The following is a 17,210-nucleotide window of genomic DNA, read 5'->3' on the forward strand; positions in this document are numbered from 1 at the left end:
CTGCTGGACCGGGCCGGACGGCTGGCGTTGTTGGACACCGGCGACCTGGGCCACCTGGACGGCGACGGACTGCTCTTCGTGGACGGCCGCGCGGACGACATGATCGTTTCCGGTGGCGAGAACGTCCATCCCGCCGAGGTGGAGAACCTGCTCGCCGAACTGCCCCAGGTGCGCGAGGTGGCGGTGATCGGCGTGCCCGACCGGACCTACGGCCAGCGGCTGGCGGCGTACCTGGTGCTGCATCCGGGCGAGGTGCTCGACCCGGAGGCGGTACGCGAGTACGTACGCCGCTACCGCGCCCGGTTCTCGGTGCCCCGGGACGTGTTCTTCGTACCGGCGTTGCCGCGCAACGCGACCGGGAAGGTGCTGACCCGGGAACTGAGCCGCTACCACCGGGCCTGACCGCCGTCGGCCTGGCCCGGTGGACCGGATGAGACCCGAGGGCCGGACGGGCTAGACCGATGGGATCTCGTGGACCAGGGCCGAGGCGGTCAGCGTCCTGGAGCGCACCTCGCCGCCGCCGACGGTACGGAGCAGGTAGGTGTGCTTGACGTACTCACCCGGTTCGCCGTCGCCGCACGAGAAGTTGATCGTCGCGCTGCCGGTCGCCGGATAGGTGTCGTAGACCCCGGGCCCGTCGACGGAGATGGTGACCTGGTCGGCGCCGGTCACCTTCCACTCCAGGATCACCGGGAGGCCCGGGACCCGGTTGACATTGGTGCCCTGGTCACACTGCGGCTTCTGCTTGATCCGGTAGTGGTCGATCGTCGGCCCGCCCGGCTTCTTGCCGTGGGTCCCGTTGCCGCCGCCGCTGCTGCTTCCGCCGCCGGTATTGCCCCCGCCGGTGCTGCCGCCACCGGTCTGGCCGCCACCGGCCGGGCCGCCATCACCCGCCGGGCCGCCGGTCGGGGCCGGCTGGCCGGCCGAGCCGTCGCCCGGGGCGCTGCCCAGACCCGCGTCGCCCCCGGCCGGCGCCGAGCTGGCCGGCGGGGTCCGAGCGGGATCGGTCGTCGCGCAACCGGTGGACGCGACGGCGATCGCTACGCCGAGGGCGACCAGGGCCGCCCGAGTCAGGTACCTGTGCATGGTCGCTCCTCTGCCGCAGACTCCCCCGAGGGCCGACGGCCGGGGGTGATCCCACGGTAGGAATCCCGGTGCGACCGGCGAATCACGATTTCGTGCCAGCCACACCGGGCCGGCCGGGTCCGGCTGCCGGCCGGGTCCGGCTGCCGGCCGGGTCCGGCTGCCGGCCGGGATCGGCTGCCGGCCGGGATCGGCTGCCGGCCGGGATCGGCCCGGCGGGTGGCGAGGGCCGGTGGGTCAGTGCACCGGCGGCGCGGTGCGTGCGGGTGCGGCGAGCCGGTCGGCCGCGGCGAGCGCCGCAATGTCGTTCCGGTGGTGCGAATCCGGCAGGCCGACGCCGGCGACCAGCTCGTAGGCGGCTGCCCGGGCCTCGTCGAGATCGGCGCCGAGGCCGGTGCCCGACAGGACCCGGCCGCCGGCGGAGACCAACGCGCCGTCCGGGTCCCGGCGCGCGGTGCCGGCCTGCACGATCCCGGCCCGTTCCGCACCGGTGATCACGTCGCCGGTGCGCGGGGTGCCCGGATATCCCGCCGAGGCGACCACGACGGTGACCGCCGCGCCGGAGCGCCAGCGCAACGGCGGATGCCCGGCCAGCGTGCCGGTCGCGGCCGCGTGCAGCAGGCCGGCGAGCGGCGTTTCCAGCAGCGGGAGTACGACCTGCGTCTCCGGATCGCCGAACCGCGCGTTGAACTCGATCACCCGAGGCCCGTGCGAGGTGATGGCGAGCCCGACGTAGAGCAGCCCGGCGAACGGGGCACCCCGGTGCCGCAGCTCGGCCAGGGTGGGCCGGACCACCGCTGTCATCACCTCGTCGACAGTGCCCGACGGCAGCCACGGCAGTGGGGCGTACGCCCCCATCCCGCCGGTGTTCGGACCGGTGTCGCCGTCGCCGACCCGCTTGAAGTCCTGCGCCGGCAGCAGCGGCAGCGCGGCCTCGCCGTCGGTGACCACGAAGAGCGAGACCTCGGGCCCGGCGAGGTACTCCTCCACGACGACCCGGCCGCAGCCGGCGGCGTGCTCGATCGCCGCCGACCGGTCCCCGGTCACCACCACGCCCTTGCCGGCGGCGAGCCCGTCGTCCTTGACCACGTACGGCGGGCCGAACTCGTCGAGCGCCTGGGCCACCAGGGCGGCGCCCACCCCACTACCGGGGTTCTCCACCGCCCGGGCCCGGGCCGTCGGTACGCCGGCCGCGGCCATCACGTCCTTGGCGAACGCCTTGGAGCCCTCGATCCGGGCCGCCGCGCCGGACGGGCCGAAGCAGGGGATGCCCTTGGCGCATACCGCGTCGGCGACCCCGGCGACCAGCGGCGCCTCCGGACCGACGACCACCAGGTCCGCCCGGACCTCGACGGCGAGCGCCGCCGCCGACGCCGGATCGGTAAGCCGCACCTGCCGTAGTTGCGCGACCGTGGCGATGCCCGGGTTGCCCGGTGCGGCGATCAGCTCTTCGACGGCCGGGTCGGCGGCCAGGCCGAGCGCGAGAGCATGCTCACGCCCACCGCCACCGAGAAGTAGTACGCGCACGGCGACCGATCCTACGCACCCGGCCGGGATCTCCCGCCGCCCGCCCGACGTCTTCCCACCCGGCCGGGATCTCCCGCCGGCTGCCCACCCGGCCGGCGGCGAGGGTTACCGGCGGGGCGGGATCAGTTCGTGCCGGACGATGTTCTCCTCCCGACCGGGGCCGACGCCGACCACGCTGACCCGGGCCCGGCACAGCTCCTCGATGCGGGCCAGGTAGCGGCGGGCGTTCTCCGGCAGCTCCGCCTCGGAGCGTGCCTTGGAGATGTCCTCCCACCAGCCGTCCAGCTCCTCGTAGACCGGCTTGGCGTGGTGGATCGCCGTCTGCGTCATCGGCATGTCGTCGTAGCGCTCGCCGTCGATCTCGTAACCGACGCAGATCGGCACCTTCGCCAGCCCGGAGAGGACGTCGAGCTTGGTGACCACCAGGTCGGTGATGCCGTTGAGCCGGACGGCGTACCGGGCGATGACGGCGTCGAACCAGCCGCACCGGCGTTCCCGGCCGGTGGTGGTGCCGTACTCGGCGCCGACCTTGCGCAGGTGCGCGCCGTTGTCGTCGAAGAGCTCGGTCGGGAACGGACCCGAGCCCACCCGGGTGGTGTACGCCTTCGTCACCCCGATCACCTGGTTGATCGCGGTCGGCGGGATGCCGGACCCGACACAGGCGCCGCCGACGGTCGGGTTGGACGAGGTCACGAAGGGATACGTGCCGTGGTCCATGTCGAGCATGGTCGCCTGGGCACCCTCCAACAGCACCGTCTCGCCCCGGTCCAGGGCGTCCCAGAGGATCACCCGGGTCTCCGCGATGTACGGCCGCAGCCGCTCCGCGTAGCCGAGGTATTCCTCGGTCACCGCGTCGACGTCCAGCGCCTTGCGGTTGTAGACCTTGAAGAGGATCTGGTTCTTCTCCCGCAGCGCGAGTTCGAGCTTCTTGCGCAGGATGCCCGGATCGAGCAGGTCCTGCACCCGGATGCCCATCCGGGCCACCTTGTCGCCGTACGCCGGGCCGATGCCCCGGCCGGTGGTGCCGATCCGGGACGAGCCGAGATAGCGCTCGACGACCCGGTCCAGTGCCCGGTGATGCGGCATGATCAGGTGCGCGTCGCCGGATATCCGCAGCCGGGAGACGTCGACACCCCGCTCGGCCAGCCCGTCGATCTCGGAGATCAGCACCTTGGGGTCGACCACGACGCCGTTGCCGATCACGATCACCGCGCTCGGCGAGAGCGCGCCGGAGGGCATCAGGTGCAGGGCGTACTTCTGCCCGTCCGGGGTGACCACCGTGTGCCCGGCGTTGTTGCCGCCCGAGTAACGGACCACGTAGTCGACCCGGTCACCCAGCAGGTCGGTAACCTTGCCCTTGCCCTCGTCGCCCCACTGCGCTCCGATGAGCACGATCGCCGGCATCTCTAAACCCGCCTCCAGGGGGCTCGGGTGCCAGGTGGCGACCGCGTGGCGAGCCCGAGGTGTCAGGCTAACAAAAAGTGACGACCCGGCCGGCAGGGGCCGGACCGGCGGCAGGAGGCGACTCCCGGTGTACGACGTGGTGATGCTCACCCTGGCCCGCGGTGAGGAGGACTCGACGGGCTGCGGTACGGGCGGCGACTGCTGCTCGTCCGCGACGCCGGCCGGTCGGGCGGACTGCGCGGACACCCCACGCGTACCGGTCCTGGCCTGTGCGGACGCTCTGACCTCGCAGGGCGCCCGGGTCGAGTTCGTGACCGCCCGGTCGGATCGGGAGATCGACGCCGTACTGGCCCGGCTGGACGGCCCGCCCCGGCCGGACGGCCTCGACTGGCCCGACCCGGACGGCAAGACCCGGCTCGTCGTTGCTACCGCAAGTAACGCCCAGTTACGCGCCGTGATGCGTCGGCTGGTCCGCCGGTACGCCCCACCGCCCAGCCGGCGCCCGGCCGACCTCGCCGACAACCGCACCCTGCCCGACCTGCCGGCGATCGGGGTACTGCCCCTGGACCCGAGCCGGTCCGGCGACCCCGGCCGGTTGGCCGGCAGCGGTCCGACGGCCGCTCCGGAGTCGCCGGGTGACCTCGCCGGGCAGCTCGGCCTACCCCGCGCCCCGGCGGCGGTCGCCGCCGCGCTGCTCGACGGTCGCGTCCGCCGCCTCGACCTGCTCCGCAACGACGCCGGCTCGGTCACACTGGACGGCGCGCTGCTCGGTGCCGCCAACGAGGCCGGGACGCCGCTGGCCTGGCGCGGGCGGGTCGAGGTCGACGACACCGTGCTCACCGGTGGGGACGATCCGCTCCTCGCCTGCGTCGTCGGCAACGCGGGCGGCTACGCCGAGCTGACCGGGGTACGCCTGCTCTCCACGGCGGACCCGGCCGACGGTACGGTCGAGGTCGCGGTCGCCCTCCCGGTCCTCGCCCGGTCCCGGTGGGGCCGCCGGACGATGCGGATCGAAGTCCGTCGGGCCCGGGGTCGCGCGGTCGCGGTCACGCCCCGGGATCCGGAGGTGCCGTTCCTGGACGACGGGGTGCCCGGGACGCTGAGCCGGAAGCGATCGTGGTGGATCGAGCCGGGGGCGTGGGCGGTGTACGACCGCTGATCCCCTGTGGAAGGCTGTAGGCGGGGACCTCCGTGCCCGGCCCGATGCCGATCGACGGCATATCCTCGGGCAGTAGGAGGGAGGTAGGTAGGCCGTGGCGAACAATCATGGAGACCGGGTGTACATGCCGGGTCAGGTACCGGCGGCACCGCAGGAGGCCGAGCCGCTCTGGCCGCCGGACGAGATCGTCGCCGAGCCCCGCGACGAGTCCAATCCGATCAGTTGGGCCCCCACCCCGCCACCGCCTCCGGATCCGACGCCGCCCGGCCAGCTGGCCGGAGTTCCACAGCCGGTCGCACACCAGCCCTATCAGTCCACTTCGCCATCCGCCGTCCCGGTCGGGCCGCCGGTGACGCCGGTGGCGTCCGTGCCGCCGGTCGCATCCGTGCCGCCCTCGTTCGGTCCGCCGCCGGTCCAGCACGGACCGTCCGGTCCGGCGACTGCTCCGGGTCCACCGGATCCACACGGTTCTCCGGGTCCACAGGACCCACGCACTCATCCGGGTCCCCCCTCGCCTCGGGTGACAACCGGTGCGCCACTGTCGGCAGTGCCGGTGCAGCCACCGGCACCCTCCGTTCCGGCACCGCCGGTGCCCGGCCCCGGCGGGGTGGCTGGCCCCTCGTCGTCGGCCCCGGTCGCCCCGATCGATTCACCGACCCGGGTCTGGCCCACTGTCGCCCCGCAGAACCAGGGCCGGGCGACGACCGGTACCGGTGAGATCCGCCGCACCGACGCCGGCGGCCGACCAGATCAGGGCGCCGGGACGGAGCCCGCCGGCCGGGGAGGCCCGGAGTCTCCAGACCGCCCGGAATCTCCTTCAGGCCGCCCCGAGTCCCCGGACCGGCTGGAATCTCCGGACCGACCGGCGAACGGTGCCGCTGCACACCCGACCGCCGGCACGGTCGGCGTCGGCGGAGCGGCGGCGGCAAACGGCGATGGTGGTTCCGGGGCATCCGCGTCCGGGCCGAGCGCGGCGGCGAGCAGTCCGGCGCCGGCCGCCGGCAGCACCGATCGGCCGGGCGGGGAGACCGGGCCGGCCGAACCGCGGCAGCCGGACGTGGCCCCCGAACCTGCCCGGGGCAGGGCCGCCCTGCCCGCCACCAGCCGGCCCCGGCCCGACAGCGGCGGCCCGGCCCGGCCGGCCACCGAGTCACCGTGGGCGCAACCGCCGCAGCGGCCGGTCGGCACGCAGCACGGCGCCGCACCGCCGATGACGCCAGACCCCGGCGGCCCGCAGCCGGTCACGCCGCAGCACGGCACGTCGTCGCAACGGGTCACACCGCAACACGGCACGCCGCCACAGCCGGTCACACGGCAACACGGCACGCCGCCGCAGCCGGTCACACCGCAACACGGCACGCCGCAGCCGGTCACGCCACACTCCGGTGCCGGTGCCGGTGCCGGTGCCGGTGCCGGTGCGGATCCGGGCACGGGCTCGGCGCCGCCGGTCGGTCCGTACCCGCCCACGATGTCACCGGGCCCGTATTCGGTGGCGGCGCAGCCAGGGCCGGGCTACCCGCCGGGACCGTCCCCCCAGCCGTATCAGCCGGGCCCGCCGCAGCAGATGCCGCCGGCACCGGTGGCTGCCCAGCCGACCTACCCGCCGCCGACGCCGAACCAGCCCGGGCCGCCGGGTTATCCCAGCCAGCCCGGCTATCCGAGCTATCCGCCCCCGCCGGTACCGGACCCGGCCGGGCCACAGTCCGGTTGGACGCCGCCGGGTCCGGGCGTACCCCCGGGCACCCCGCACCCCGGAGTGACCGAGGTGCCGCAGCAGCCGTACGCCGAGTCGGCCGGAGTGCAGCGGATGCCGCCGCAGCAGCCGGTGGGCCCCTATCCCGACCCGCTCTGGACGCCGGAGGGCAACACCCCGACCGCCGAGGACTTCGCCCGGCGTCGGGCCGTACGCCCCGCCGACCCCGTGGCGCAGATGGGGGTACGCGCGGCGGTGAACAAGACCACCCTCGGCCTGCTGAAGCTCTCACCCGGCCGGCACGAGCAGGAGATCAAGCAGGACATCGAGATGATCCGCCGGAACTTCGGCGGGCTCCGGCAGGTGACCGTCGTCAACCCCAAGGGCGGGGCCGGCAAGACGGTGGCGATCCTGCTGCTGGCGATGACCTTCGGGCAGAAGCGCGGCGGCTACGTGCTGGCCTGGGACAACAACGAGACCCAGGGGACCCTGGGCATGCGGGCCCAGCAGGACTTCCACTCCCGCACGGTCCGGGACATGCTGCGCGACCTCTACCAGTTCAAGGGGGCGCACGGCCGGGTCGGTGACCTGTCGCAGTACGTACGCTCCCAGAGCGAGGGGATGTTCGACGTCCTCGCCTCCGACGAGTCGGCGACCGGTGGTGAGATGCTCACCGCCGCCGCCTTCGCGGAGATCCGCGAGGTGGTCAGCAGGTTCTACAAGCTGATCTTCGTGGACACCGGCAACAACGTCCGGGCCCAGAACTGGCAGGCGGCGATCGACGCCACCGACCAGCTCGTGGTGACCATGTCGGCCCGGAACGACTCCGCCGAGACGGCCGCCCGGATGCTGGACCACCTGGAGCAGAGCGGTCGCCAGCGGCTGGTCCGGCAGGCGGTCACGGTGGTTTCCATGCCGCCGTCCCGCAAGGAGATCGACCTGCCGGCGATCCAACGGCACTTCGCCGCCCGGACCAGGGCGGTGCTGCTGGCGCCGTACGAGCGGCTGATCGACACCGGCGAACCGATCCGGTACGCCCAGCTCTCCTCCGCGACCCGCGACGCCTGGCTCAAGATCGCCGCCGCCGTGGCCGAGGGGCTCTGAACGCGGCCCGGCTCAGGTGCCGGAGAGAGCGTCGCCGGCCGCCGGGTCGCAGTCCCGGAGGAACTGGGCGCACCGGGCCGCCTCGTCGGACTCGCCGATCTCACCGGCCGCCCGGGAGAGCACGTGCAGGCAGCGCAGGAAGCCCTGGTTCGGCGCGTGCCCCCAGGGCACCGGACCGTGCCCCTTCCAGCCACTGCGGCGGAGCTGGTCCAGACCCCGGTGGTAGCCGGTGCGGGCGTACGCGTAGGCGGCGACGACCTCACCGGAGTCGAGTGCCCGCGCGGCCAGGGCCGCCCAGGCAGCACTGAACGTCGGGTGCTGCGCGGCCGCGGTGGCGTACGCCTCGTCGGTGTCCGCGCTGCGCGCGGCGGCGAGCGCCGCCTCGGCCGTGTCGTCGCCGGGCAGCAGGGTCGGCGGCGGTTCGGGCAAGAGGTTCTGCATCGGACCATTCAACCCGGCCGCCGCCGGCGCTGGCGAGCGGGGTATGTCACGCGTGCTGGCTGAACGGCTGAGGCGTCCGTCACGCGTGCGGCGGGTGCGGTTCGGGCGGCCGGGCGGTGCGGTCCCGGCGGAACTGGACTACAAATGAAGATCCGGAGCCTCCCCAGGACCCGGTAGAAGGGAGCCCGGCGACCTCGTGTCGCCGGGCTCTCGCCGGTTTCGTCCGCTCCTGCGGCCGGCGCCCCGGTTCGCACCCGGCGGCCGGGAGGTTGCCGGGCCGGGGCAAGATGGCGGGATGCCCACCCCACCCCCCGCCGACGTGCTCGAACCGCACGACGACACCCTGCACGAGATCGAGTCGCGGACGGAACTGGATCTCCACCTCCGCGGCGGCAGTCTCGCCGGACTGGCCGTGCAGGGGCTCCGGCTGGACCTCGACCCGGTGCCGGACCTGACCGGGGTCGACCTGACCGGCACGCTCTTCGTCGGTTGCCGGTTCGCGTCACGCGAGGTGGAGGCGGAGCTGGTCCGGCGCGGCGCGACCGTGGTACCGGCCTTCGCGGAGCTGCCGTATCCGACGCATCCGCCCCGGCTCTACACCGCCGACGAGCTGGCCGCCGGATTCGGCGCCGCCGGATTCGCCGGGATGTACGACACGGTGGTCTACGAGCACTTCCGCCACCACGGCGGCGCGTTGCCCGAGCTGCGGGAGGCGCTGGCCCAGCGGCTGCACGACCACGCCATCGACAACGCGCTGGCCGACGCCACCCGGTCCTGGCTGAGCCGGCACGGCCCGGCGTCGGTGGTCGGGGTGATGGGCGGGCACGCGGTGCCGCGCGGCACCTCGGCGTACCGGCTGGCCGCGACGCTGGGCCGGGAGCTGGCCCGGGCCGGCCGGCTGGTGGTGACCGGCGGCGGGCCGGGGGTGATGGAGGCGGCCAACCTCGGCGCCTACCTCGCCGAGCGCCCCGCGGCCGACCTCAGCTCGGCGATCGACCTGCTGGCCGCCGCGCCGGACTTCACCGACCACGATCCCTACACGGCAGCGGCGCTGGAGGTCCGGGCCCGGTTCGCGCCGACGGTGCCGCAGCCCCGGAACGGCAACGGCCACCGGGACGACCCCGACGGATGGGCCCGGCGTGGCGGGCTCGCCATTCCGACCTGGCTGTACGGGCACGAGCCGGCGAACCTCTTCGCCGGCCGGATCGCCAAGTACTTCTCCAACGCGATCCGCGAGGACACCATTCTCCGGCTGGCCCGGGGCGGGATCGTCTTCGCCGCCGGCCGGGCCGGGACCGTGCAGGAGGTGTTCCAGGCCGCCACCAAGACGTTCTACGGCACTGACGGCGTCAGCGGCCCGTACGTCTTCCTGGACAGCGCCTTCTGGACCCAGACGTTGCCGGTCGAGGCGCTGCTGCGCCCGCTGCTGGCCCTGGCGCCCGCGGGCGACCTCGCCCGCTCGGTGCACATCACCGACGACGTGCACGAGGCCGTCCGGCTGCTCACCACCGCCTAGGAGACCACTGAATAATCCGGCGTGCCGTCATCCCACTTGATCGGGTTTGATCGATAATGGGTAGGTGCAGGGTCGTTCTGAGTCTGGGCCGCAGTTGTGGGACACGGCGGCGCTGGTTGGGCATCTGGTGCCGGCGGGCAGTGTGTACGCCCTGCTGGCCGAGCATCGTGACGTGTTGTTCCCGGACGGGATGTTCACCGATCTGTTCCCGTCCGGGCGGGGCCGGCCGTCGCTGCCCGGCGCGGTGATCGCCTCGGTGCTGGTGCTGCAGACCCTGCAGGACTACTCCGACCCGGAAGCGGTCCAGGCGGTGCGCTGCGACCTGCGCTGGAAGGTGGCCTGCGGGCTGCCGATCGACCACGCGGGTTTCCATCCCACGACGTTGACGGTGTGGCGGCAGCGGCTACGTGCTTCCGGGCGCCCAGACCGGATCTTCGACGCGGTCCGGCAGGTCGTCGCCCAGACCGGGGTGCTCAAGGGCAAGACCCGCCGGGCTCTGGACTCGGTGGTCTTCGACGACGCGGTCGCCACCCAGGACACCATCACCCAGCTGATCGCCGCGATGCGCCGGGTCCGCCGCGAGGTGCCCGGCGCCGCCGTGGTGATCGCGGAACGCTGTCACTCCCATGACTGGGACGATCCGGGCAAGCCCCGGATCGTCTGGGACGACAAGAGCGCCCGTGATGCTCTGGTGTCGGCGCTGGTCAACGACGCACTGATCGTCGTTGACGCGTTCACCGGCACGAAACTGGACGAGTCCGCCGAGCAGGCCCTGGCCCTGCTGGCGCTGGTCGCCGGGCAGGACGTGGAGCCGGCCGACGGCTCGGACGGCACCGACGGCCGGTGGCGTATCGCCCGCCGGGTCGCCCCCGAGCGGGTGATCTCGGTCGTCGATCCGCAGGCCCGGCACGTGCACAAGACCGTCCATCACCGCCAGGACGGCTTCAAGGGTCACGTCGCGGTCGAGCCGGACACCGGTCTGTTCACCGGCGCTGACCTGACCGAAGCCGCCGGCACGGACAATCATGAAGCGGTGGTCGGGCTGAACCTGCTCGCCCACGACCCCGACCTGAGCAGCGTCGAGGATCTCGAAGTCCTGGGTGACACCGCTTACGGCACCGGTGAGGCCCGAGCCGGCCTGACCGCAGCCGGTCACACCCCGATCATCAAGCCCGCCCCATTGCGCCCCGCGGTCGAGGGCGGGTTCACCATCGATGACTTCACCGTCGACGAACTGGCCGGCACAGTGACCTGCCCGAACGGCCTGATCCGACGACTGACCGCGAAACGCACCGCCACATTCGGCGCCGGCTGCCGCGGCTGCCCGCTACGACAGCGATGCACCACCGCCAAAGACGGCCGCTCGATCAGCCTGCACCCCCATGACCAGGTACTACGCGCCGCCCGCGCCCGATGGGCCAGCAACCAGCATCTGCGTGACACCTACCGCCGGCACCGGCCCATGGTCGAACGCTCCATCGCCTGGCTCATCGGCCCGAAAGGCCGCTGCCGCAAACTGCGCTACCGCGGCACCGCCGCGAACGCCTGGTGGCTGCGCACCCGCATCGCCGGACTCAACCTACGCCGCTTGCTCAACCTCGGCCTCACCCGCCAGCCCACCGGCTGGGCCCTGGCCTGAACCACCCCGACCGGGACTTCCCGACAGCCCACACCACCTCACAAGCTGCCTCAACGACGGGGAAGACAAGCCCGCAGCCCAGCCACGCGCTGTGACCACCGCCGCAAGACGGCCTCTTGAGACACCTTCCCCGTCACCTCCGACCACCGCCTCCCCAAAACCCGGGATTGTTCAGTGATCTCCTAGCCGGCGGACCACCGCCCCGGGCAGCGGGCCGTTGCCCGGGGCGGGCGGGCCGCCGGAGGGTTCCGGTGGGTCCCGGAACCGTGGTGGCGCACCCGCCGCCGGGCGTACTTCCGCCTGGGTTACCTGGACAGCTGTTACCTGGACAGCGTCGTGCCGGTCGAGCGGAGGTGCTCGCACGCCTCGACGACCCGCTGCGCCATCCCCGCCTCGGCCGCCTTGCCCCAGACCCGCGGGTCGTACATCTTCTTGTTGCCGACCTCGCCGTCGACCTTGAGCACGCCGTCGTAGTTGCGGAGCATGTGGTCCGCGACCGGCCGGGTGAAGCAGTACTGGGTGTCGGTGTCGATGTTCATCTTCACCACGCCGTAGTCGAGCGCCTCGCGGATCTCCTCCAGCAGCGAGCCGGAGCCGCCGTGGAAGACCAGGCTGAGCGGCTTGTCGCCCTTGTTGTACTTGGCGCCGACCGCCTGCTGGATCTCGTTGAGGATCTCCGGCCGGAGCTTGACGTTGCCCGGCTTGTAGACGCCGTGCACGTTGCCGAAAGTCAGCGCCGCCATGTAGCGGCCCTTCTCGCCGAGGCCGAGCGCGTCGACCATGGCGATGCCGTCCTCGACCGTCGTGTAGAGCTTCTCGTTGATCGCGTTCTCGACGCCGTCCTCCTCGCCGCCGACCACGCCGACCTCGATCTCCAGCACGATGTGCCCGGCCGCCGCCTCGTCGAGCAGCTGGGCCGCGATCTCGAGGTTCTCCCCGACCGGCACCGCCGAGCCGTCCCACATGTGGGACTGGAAGAGCGGCTCCTCGCCCCGCGCCACCCGCTCCTTGGAGATCGCCATCAGCGGACGGACGAACTTGTCGAGCTTGTCCTTGGGGCAGTGGTCGGTGTGCAACGCGATGTTGACCGGGTAGTTCCTGGCCACCTCGCGGGCGTACGCGGCGAACGCCGCCGCGCCGGTCACCATGTCCTTGACGGTGGGGCCGGAGAGGTACTCCGCGCCGCCGGTGGAGACCTGCACGATCCCGTCGCTCTCCGCGTCGGCGAAGCCGCGCAGCGCCGCGTGCAGGGTCTGCGACGAGGTCACGTTGATGGCGGGGTACGCGTACCGGCCCGCCTTGGCGCGGTCCAGCATCTCGGCGTAGACCTCGGGGGAAGCGATGGGCATGTGAAACGCTCCTTAATAACCGCTCTCGGCCTGCACGGCCACTGTCTGGATGAGTGCGCCCGGACCGCGCTGTCCTCCGTACCGAAGTATCCCGCAGCCCGCTCGCGCCACTTCAACCCACCCGCCCATGACTCACCGCTCGGACCGGCCCGGCCACACGACGCCGATCAGCCAACTCACCACCGCCATCAGGATGGCCCCGTAGAAGGCGGGGAAGAAGCCGTCGATCGAGAACGGCAGGTCGAACAGGTGCGCGATCCAGTCCGTGAGCAGGAAGAGCAGGGCGTTGACCACCAACGCGAAGAGCCCCAGCGTCAGGACGTAGAAGACGCAGCCGACGACGTGGATGATCGGCTTGAGTACCGCGTTGACCACCCCGAAGATGAACGCCACGACGAGGACCGTCAGCGCGTTCTCCAGCGCGGATCGGCCGGTCAGCTCGATGCCGGGCACCACCAGTGTGGTGATCCACAGCGCCAGCGCACCGATCACCAGCCTGATCAGGAAGCCCACCGCCTCATCGTGGCACGCGGCCGGCGGCCGGGCCGGCGGTTTAGCCTGCTCCGGGACCGGGCACCGTGCTCCCCGGTACGGGCCGCCCGGCGAGCCCGTACGGTGGTTGAGGACGCACCGACCGGCAGGAGTAGGACATGGCCCAGCCCGACGAGGACTTCGCTCCCGGCGACCACCTCACCCCCGACGAGCGCGACCCCGAGGCGCCGCCCGCGGACGCCGTGGAGCAGGCGACCGTGGCCGACCCGAGCGTCGAGGACCAGCCGGGAGTCCAGCGCGGGCTGGAGGTCGACGAGTGGGACGCCATGGAGCAGGCCCGGGTCGTCGGCCTCCAGGACGACGACTACCGCTGACCGACCACGACTACCGCTGAATCACCGCCGCCGGCACCGGCTCGCCGCCGGCGGCGGCCGAGGTGTTAGGAAGGGCCCCCGCTTCTACAGAAAACGATAAGCGGGGGCCCTTCCTTTCACCTTCGTCTAGTAGGTGGCGGTAGAGGGTGGTGAGGATGTCGGCCTGGGCGGACCAGGTCCAGGCGGCGAGGAGCCCCGGACGGTCGTAGGCGGCCCGGTACCGCTCGCGGTCGGCCAGCACGGTCCGGACCGCCCGGGCGTAGTCGGCCACGTCCCTGGCCCGGAAGACCTCGCCCTGCCCGGTCGACCGGACGGTCCGGGCCATCGTTTGCACGTCGCTGACCACCAGGGGCAGCCGGGCGTGCGCGTACTCGAAGAACTTGGTGATCAGGGCGATCTCGTGGTTGGGCCAGTGGTGGATCGGGATCACCCCGACGTCGGCACCGGCGAGGAAGGGCACCACCTGCCAGTGCGCCACGTACGGCAGCACGTGCAGCCGGTCGGCGACCCCGATCCGGTGGGCGTGCGCGACGAGCTTGCGGACGTACGGGAGATCGGGGTTGACCACCAGCGCGGTGTGCACGCCCGGCAGCTCCGGCAGCGCGTCGACCATGGTCCGCAGGCCACGCGGCTCGGCGGCACTGCCGCTGTAGACCAAAAGCGGCACGTCGGCGCCGATCCGGCAGAGCCGGCGCAGGTCGGGGACGTTGCCGCCCGCCCCGTCCGGGGCGTGTTCGACGGCGGGCGCGTTCAGCACCACCGCCGGCAGCTCGGGAAGGCCGTGCTCGGCGCGGAGCATCTCGGCGAGCGCCTCGGAGACGGTGACCACGGCGTCGGCGTGCGGCGCGTACTCCCGCTCGTGCGCCCGCATCGCGGGCAGCCAGCGGATGTGCTGCTGCCAGGGGCGGATGCCGGGCAGGAACTCGTGGGCGTCCCAGACCAGCCTGACCGGCCGCCCGGCGGCCAGCGCCCGGACCTTGGCCCGGGCACCGACGCCGAGCATCCGGAAGTCGTTGGCGTGGATCAGGTCCGGAGCCAGCTCGTCCACGACCGGGCCGAACGCCAGCTCGTAGTCCCAGAGCCCCGGTTCGAGCCGGCGCCAGGCCCCGTCGCCCTTGGTGAGCTGCCAGAAGAGCGTGACCGCCCGGTCCCAGGGGTTGCGGTAGCGGCGGGCGTAGAGCGCCCGGTTGTGCATCTTCGTCCGGACCCAGACCCAGTGTCCGGCGAGGTCGGCGAGGACCTGCCGGACCCGGAGCCAGCGTTCCGCCGCCCGGTCACGCCGGCCGGCCCGGGCGGCGAGCGCGAGCTGGGCGCCCCGGAACCGCAGCTCCGCCCGCCAGGCGGCGACCTGCTGGGCCCGGTGTTCGGCGATCCCGTTCGGTGGGTAGCCGAACGGCCAGCGCAGCCAGGCCCGTCGGTACTGGTGCCGCTTGCGGAAGAGCGGCTCCGGCATCGGCAGCAGCCGGACCTGTGCCGCACCGAGCTGCCAGCTCTGCGGCGCCCCGGTCGGCGACCGGCCCAGCAGGATCACGTCCCAGCCGGCGTCCGCCGCCGACCGGGCCTGCTTCTGCACCCGGGAGTCGCCGTGCACGCCGTTGTCGACGAGCATGACGATCCGGCCCGGCGTGCGGCGACCCGCCGCCCCGGCATCGTCAGGTGCCATCGCCCGTCTCTCCGTCCCGCACACACCCCTGATGGACCCGGCGAGTCTACGACCCGACCCCGGCGACCAGGGCGGGACGAGATGACGTCGAGGTGAACACCGGGCGACCAGAGCCGGACCGGAGCCTTACTCGGCAGCGTCCGGCACGACGGCGGCGTCCGGCAGGGCTCTCAGCCGGTCACCCGGTCCGGGTGCCGGGCGACCCAGACGGCCAGCGCGTCCCGCCGGAGCGCGTCGAAGAGGCTGCGGCTCAGCACCGGATCGAGGGTCTCGACCTGGCCTCCCGGCCCTCGGTCGGGATGGTAGGTCCAGCCGATCCCCACCGCGTCGGCCGCCGCCACCGCCCGCAGCGTGCTGAAGAGCTCCGCCGGTGTAGTTCCGTCGAGGTCGAGCGTCAGGTTGCGGCCGAGCGCGCCGACGATCTCCGCGATCCGGAGTGGGTTGACGGCGTTGGCCGGATCGGTGATCTCGTGCAGCAGCGCCTCGGTGAACCGCTGCGCGTTGCGATCGCGGTCGTGCGCGCCCTGGTCCAGGTGGTAGCGCTGGCGGAGCAGGTCCTGCGCGGCGGCGCCGTCGAGCCGCTGGCAGCCGGCCGGGAAGACCCGCGCGGTGTGGTGGGACCGCACCTGCTCCGGCAGGCACACCCGCACCCCGCCGACGGCGTCGGTCAGCTCCCGCAGCCCCGGGTAGGTCAGCGTCGCGGTCGCGTCGAACCGTGTCCCGCTCAGCGCCGTGACGGTCCGCTCGGTAAGCGCGGCCCCGGCCGCCAGGTCCGGCCGGCCGCCGGGCCGGTGGCTGCCGAGGTAGAAGGCGGTGCCCAGCTTCCCGAAGCCGTGGCCCGGCACGTCGACGCCGAGGTCACGGGGGAGCGAGACGAGGTAGAGCCGGCTCCGGTCCGCCGGCACGTGCACCAGCAGCACGCTGTCCGCGCGATGGCCGTTGCTCCGCCCGTCCCCGCCGTCGAGGCCGAGGAGGAGGAAGTTCAGCGGCGCCACCGGCCCGGTCGCCCGGAGTGGGGGCGGCGGCGCGGCGACCTCGGCGGGCGGTGACTCCCCGACCGTACGGCCGAACGTCGGCACCGCCAGCACGCCCAGCACGGCCAGGGCGGCGGCGGTGACCTGGACCACCCGGCGCCGTCGACGTCGGCGTACCACCCGCTGGTCGATCTCCGCGCGCACCGGAGCGGCGTCGGGGGCCAGCGACTCGTGCCGGGCGAACACGGCCCGCAGCTCGTCCTCGATCGGCTGCCGGAGGTCGTCGGTCATGTTCGGGCCTCCACGAATTCGGCACGAAGGGTGGCGAGGGCGCGCGAGATCATCGACCGGACGGTGCCGACGGCGCAGCCGAGCACCTCGGCGATCTCGGCGTCCGGCAGGTCCTCGTAGTAGCGGAGCACCAGCGCCGCCCGCTGCCGCCGGGGCAGCCGGGCCAGCCAGCTCCAGACCTGGTCCCGGTCCGCCGTCGCCTCGGCGTGGTCGACGCGTGCGGCCACCGCCTCCTCGGGCTCGGCGCGCAGCAGCACCCGCCGCACCCAGGAGCCGCGCTGCCAGTCGAGGTACTGGTTGGTCAGCATCCGCCGCACGTACTGTTCGGGCGCGTCGGCGCGGGTCACCCGGCGCCAGTTGAGCTGGACCCGCACCATCGTCTCCTGCACGAGATCCTGGGCGAGATGGGAATCGCCGGTCAGCATCACCGCGTAGCGCAGCAGCGCGGTGAGTCTGGAGTCGGCGAACTCCTCGTACGTCACGGACACCTCCGGCCTCTCC

At 73.2% G+C, this 17,210-nt stretch carries 14 protein-coding genes and 1 pseudogene; 6 read left to right on the forward strand and 9 right to left on the reverse strand.

Features of this window, described 5'->3' with window-relative positions:
- Positions 1–18 precede the first annotated feature (18 nt).
- Positions 19–402: pseudogene (locus tag ACN27G_RS30295) on the forward strand (AMP-binding enzyme); the annotation flags it as partial.
- A gap of 51 nt (positions 403–453) precedes the next feature.
- On the opposite strand, the gene ACN27G_RS30300 reads toward ACN27G_RS30295, so the two are convergent.
- From ACN27G_RS30300 to ACN27G_RS30310, 3 genes are all read right to left on the reverse strand, one after another.
- Positions 454–1,086 carry a hypothetical protein gene (locus tag ACN27G_RS30300; RefSeq protein WP_421496098.1) on the reverse strand — a complete coding sequence of 211 codons (633 nt, stop codon included), beginning with the start codon at positions 1,084–1,086 and terminating at the stop codon, positions 454–456.
- Positions 1,087–1,320: 234 nt separating this feature from the next.
- Entirely contained in the window at positions 1,321–2,610 is a 1,290-nt protein-coding gene (gene purD, locus ACN27G_RS30305) for a phosphoribosylamine--glycine ligase (RefSeq protein WP_421496099.1), read from the reverse strand.
- A gap of 105 nt (positions 2,611–2,715) precedes the next feature.
- On the reverse strand, positions 2,716–4,014 hold the full coding sequence (locus tag ACN27G_RS30310; protein WP_421496100.1) for an adenylosuccinate synthase: 1,299 nt from the start codon (positions 4,012–4,014) through the stop codon (positions 2,716–2,718).
- 127 nt (positions 4,015–4,141) lie between these two features.
- Between ACN27G_RS30310 and ACN27G_RS30315 the strand changes: the two genes are divergently transcribed.
- Together ACN27G_RS30315 and ACN27G_RS30320 are read left to right on the forward strand one after the other, a co-directional pair.
- Positions 4,142–5,173 (forward strand): hypothetical protein, encoded by a 1,032-nt coding sequence (locus ACN27G_RS30315; protein ID WP_421496101.1) that lies wholly within the window; start codon positions 4,142–4,144, stop codon positions 5,171–5,173.
- Positions 5,174–6,230: 1,057 nt separating this feature from the next.
- Positions 6,231–7,970, forward strand: coding sequence for a chromosome partitioning protein (locus ACN27G_RS30320; protein ID WP_421496102.1), 1,740 nt, complete (start codon positions 6,231–6,233; stop codon positions 7,968–7,970).
- Between the two features lie 12 nt (positions 7,971–7,982).
- Here the strand turns inward: ACN27G_RS30320 and ACN27G_RS30325 are convergent, their stop codons facing one another.
- Positions 7,983–8,411, reverse strand: coding sequence for a DUF3151 domain-containing protein (locus tag ACN27G_RS30325; RefSeq protein WP_421496103.1), 429 nt, complete (start codon positions 8,409–8,411; stop codon positions 7,983–7,985).
- Between the two features lie 295 nt (positions 8,412–8,706).
- Between ACN27G_RS30325 and ACN27G_RS30330 the strand changes: the two genes are divergently transcribed.
- Positions 8,707–9,927, forward strand: a complete 1,221-nt coding sequence (locus tag ACN27G_RS30330) for a hypothetical protein (protein WP_421496104.1) — start codon at positions 8,707–8,709, stop codon at positions 9,925–9,927.
- Positions 9,928–9,991: 64 nt separating this feature from the next.
- On the forward strand, positions 9,992–11,566 hold the full coding sequence (locus ACN27G_RS30335) for an IS1182 family transposase (RefSeq protein ID WP_421491308.1): 1,575 nt from the start codon (positions 9,992–9,994) through the stop codon (positions 11,564–11,566).
- Between the two features lie 320 nt (positions 11,567–11,886).
- Here the strand turns inward: ACN27G_RS30335 and fbaA are convergent, their stop codons facing one another.
- On the reverse strand, positions 11,887–12,915 hold the full coding sequence (fbaA, locus tag ACN27G_RS30340) for a class II fructose-bisphosphate aldolase (RefSeq protein ID WP_421496105.1): 1,029 nt from the start codon (positions 12,913–12,915) through the stop codon (positions 11,887–11,889).
- Between the two features lie 132 nt (positions 12,916–13,047).
- Entirely contained in the window at positions 13,048–13,428 is a 381-nt protein-coding gene (locus ACN27G_RS30345; RefSeq protein WP_421496106.1) for a phage holin family protein, read from the reverse strand.
- Between the two features lie 137 nt (positions 13,429–13,565).
- Between ACN27G_RS30345 and ACN27G_RS30350 the strand changes: the two genes are divergently transcribed.
- On the forward strand, positions 13,566–13,781 hold the full coding sequence (locus ACN27G_RS30350) for a hypothetical protein (RefSeq protein WP_421496107.1): 216 nt from the start codon (positions 13,566–13,568) through the stop codon (positions 13,779–13,781).
- A 10-nt stretch (positions 13,782–13,791) separates the two neighbouring features.
- On the opposite strand, the gene ACN27G_RS30355 is transcribed toward ACN27G_RS30350, so the two are convergent.
- The 3 genes from ACN27G_RS30355 to ACN27G_RS30365 form a co-directional block, all read right to left on the reverse strand.
- The gene (locus tag ACN27G_RS30355; RefSeq protein ID WP_421497512.1) at positions 13,792–15,390 is read right to left on the reverse strand and encodes a glycosyltransferase family 4 protein; all 1,599 of its coding nucleotides are present in this window, start codon (positions 15,388–15,390) and stop codon (positions 13,792–13,794) included.
- A 224-nt stretch (positions 15,391–15,614) separates the two neighbouring features.
- The gene (locus tag ACN27G_RS30360) at positions 15,615–16,709 is read right to left on the reverse strand and encodes an LCP family protein (protein ID WP_421496108.1); all 1,095 of its coding nucleotides are present in this window, start codon (positions 16,707–16,709) and stop codon (positions 15,615–15,617) included.
- Entirely contained in the window at positions 16,706–17,191 is a 486-nt protein-coding gene (locus ACN27G_RS30365; RefSeq protein WP_421497513.1) for a SigE family RNA polymerase sigma factor, read from the reverse strand. Before ACN27G_RS30365 ends, ACN27G_RS30360 begins: the two co-directional genes overlap by 4 nt.
- Between the last annotated feature and the right edge of the window lie 19 nt (positions 17,192–17,210).

This window comes from Plantactinospora sp. WMMB334 (assembly GCF_049179095.1).
Lineage (GTDB): Bacteria > Actinomycetota > Actinomycetes > Mycobacteriales > Micromonosporaceae > Plantactinospora.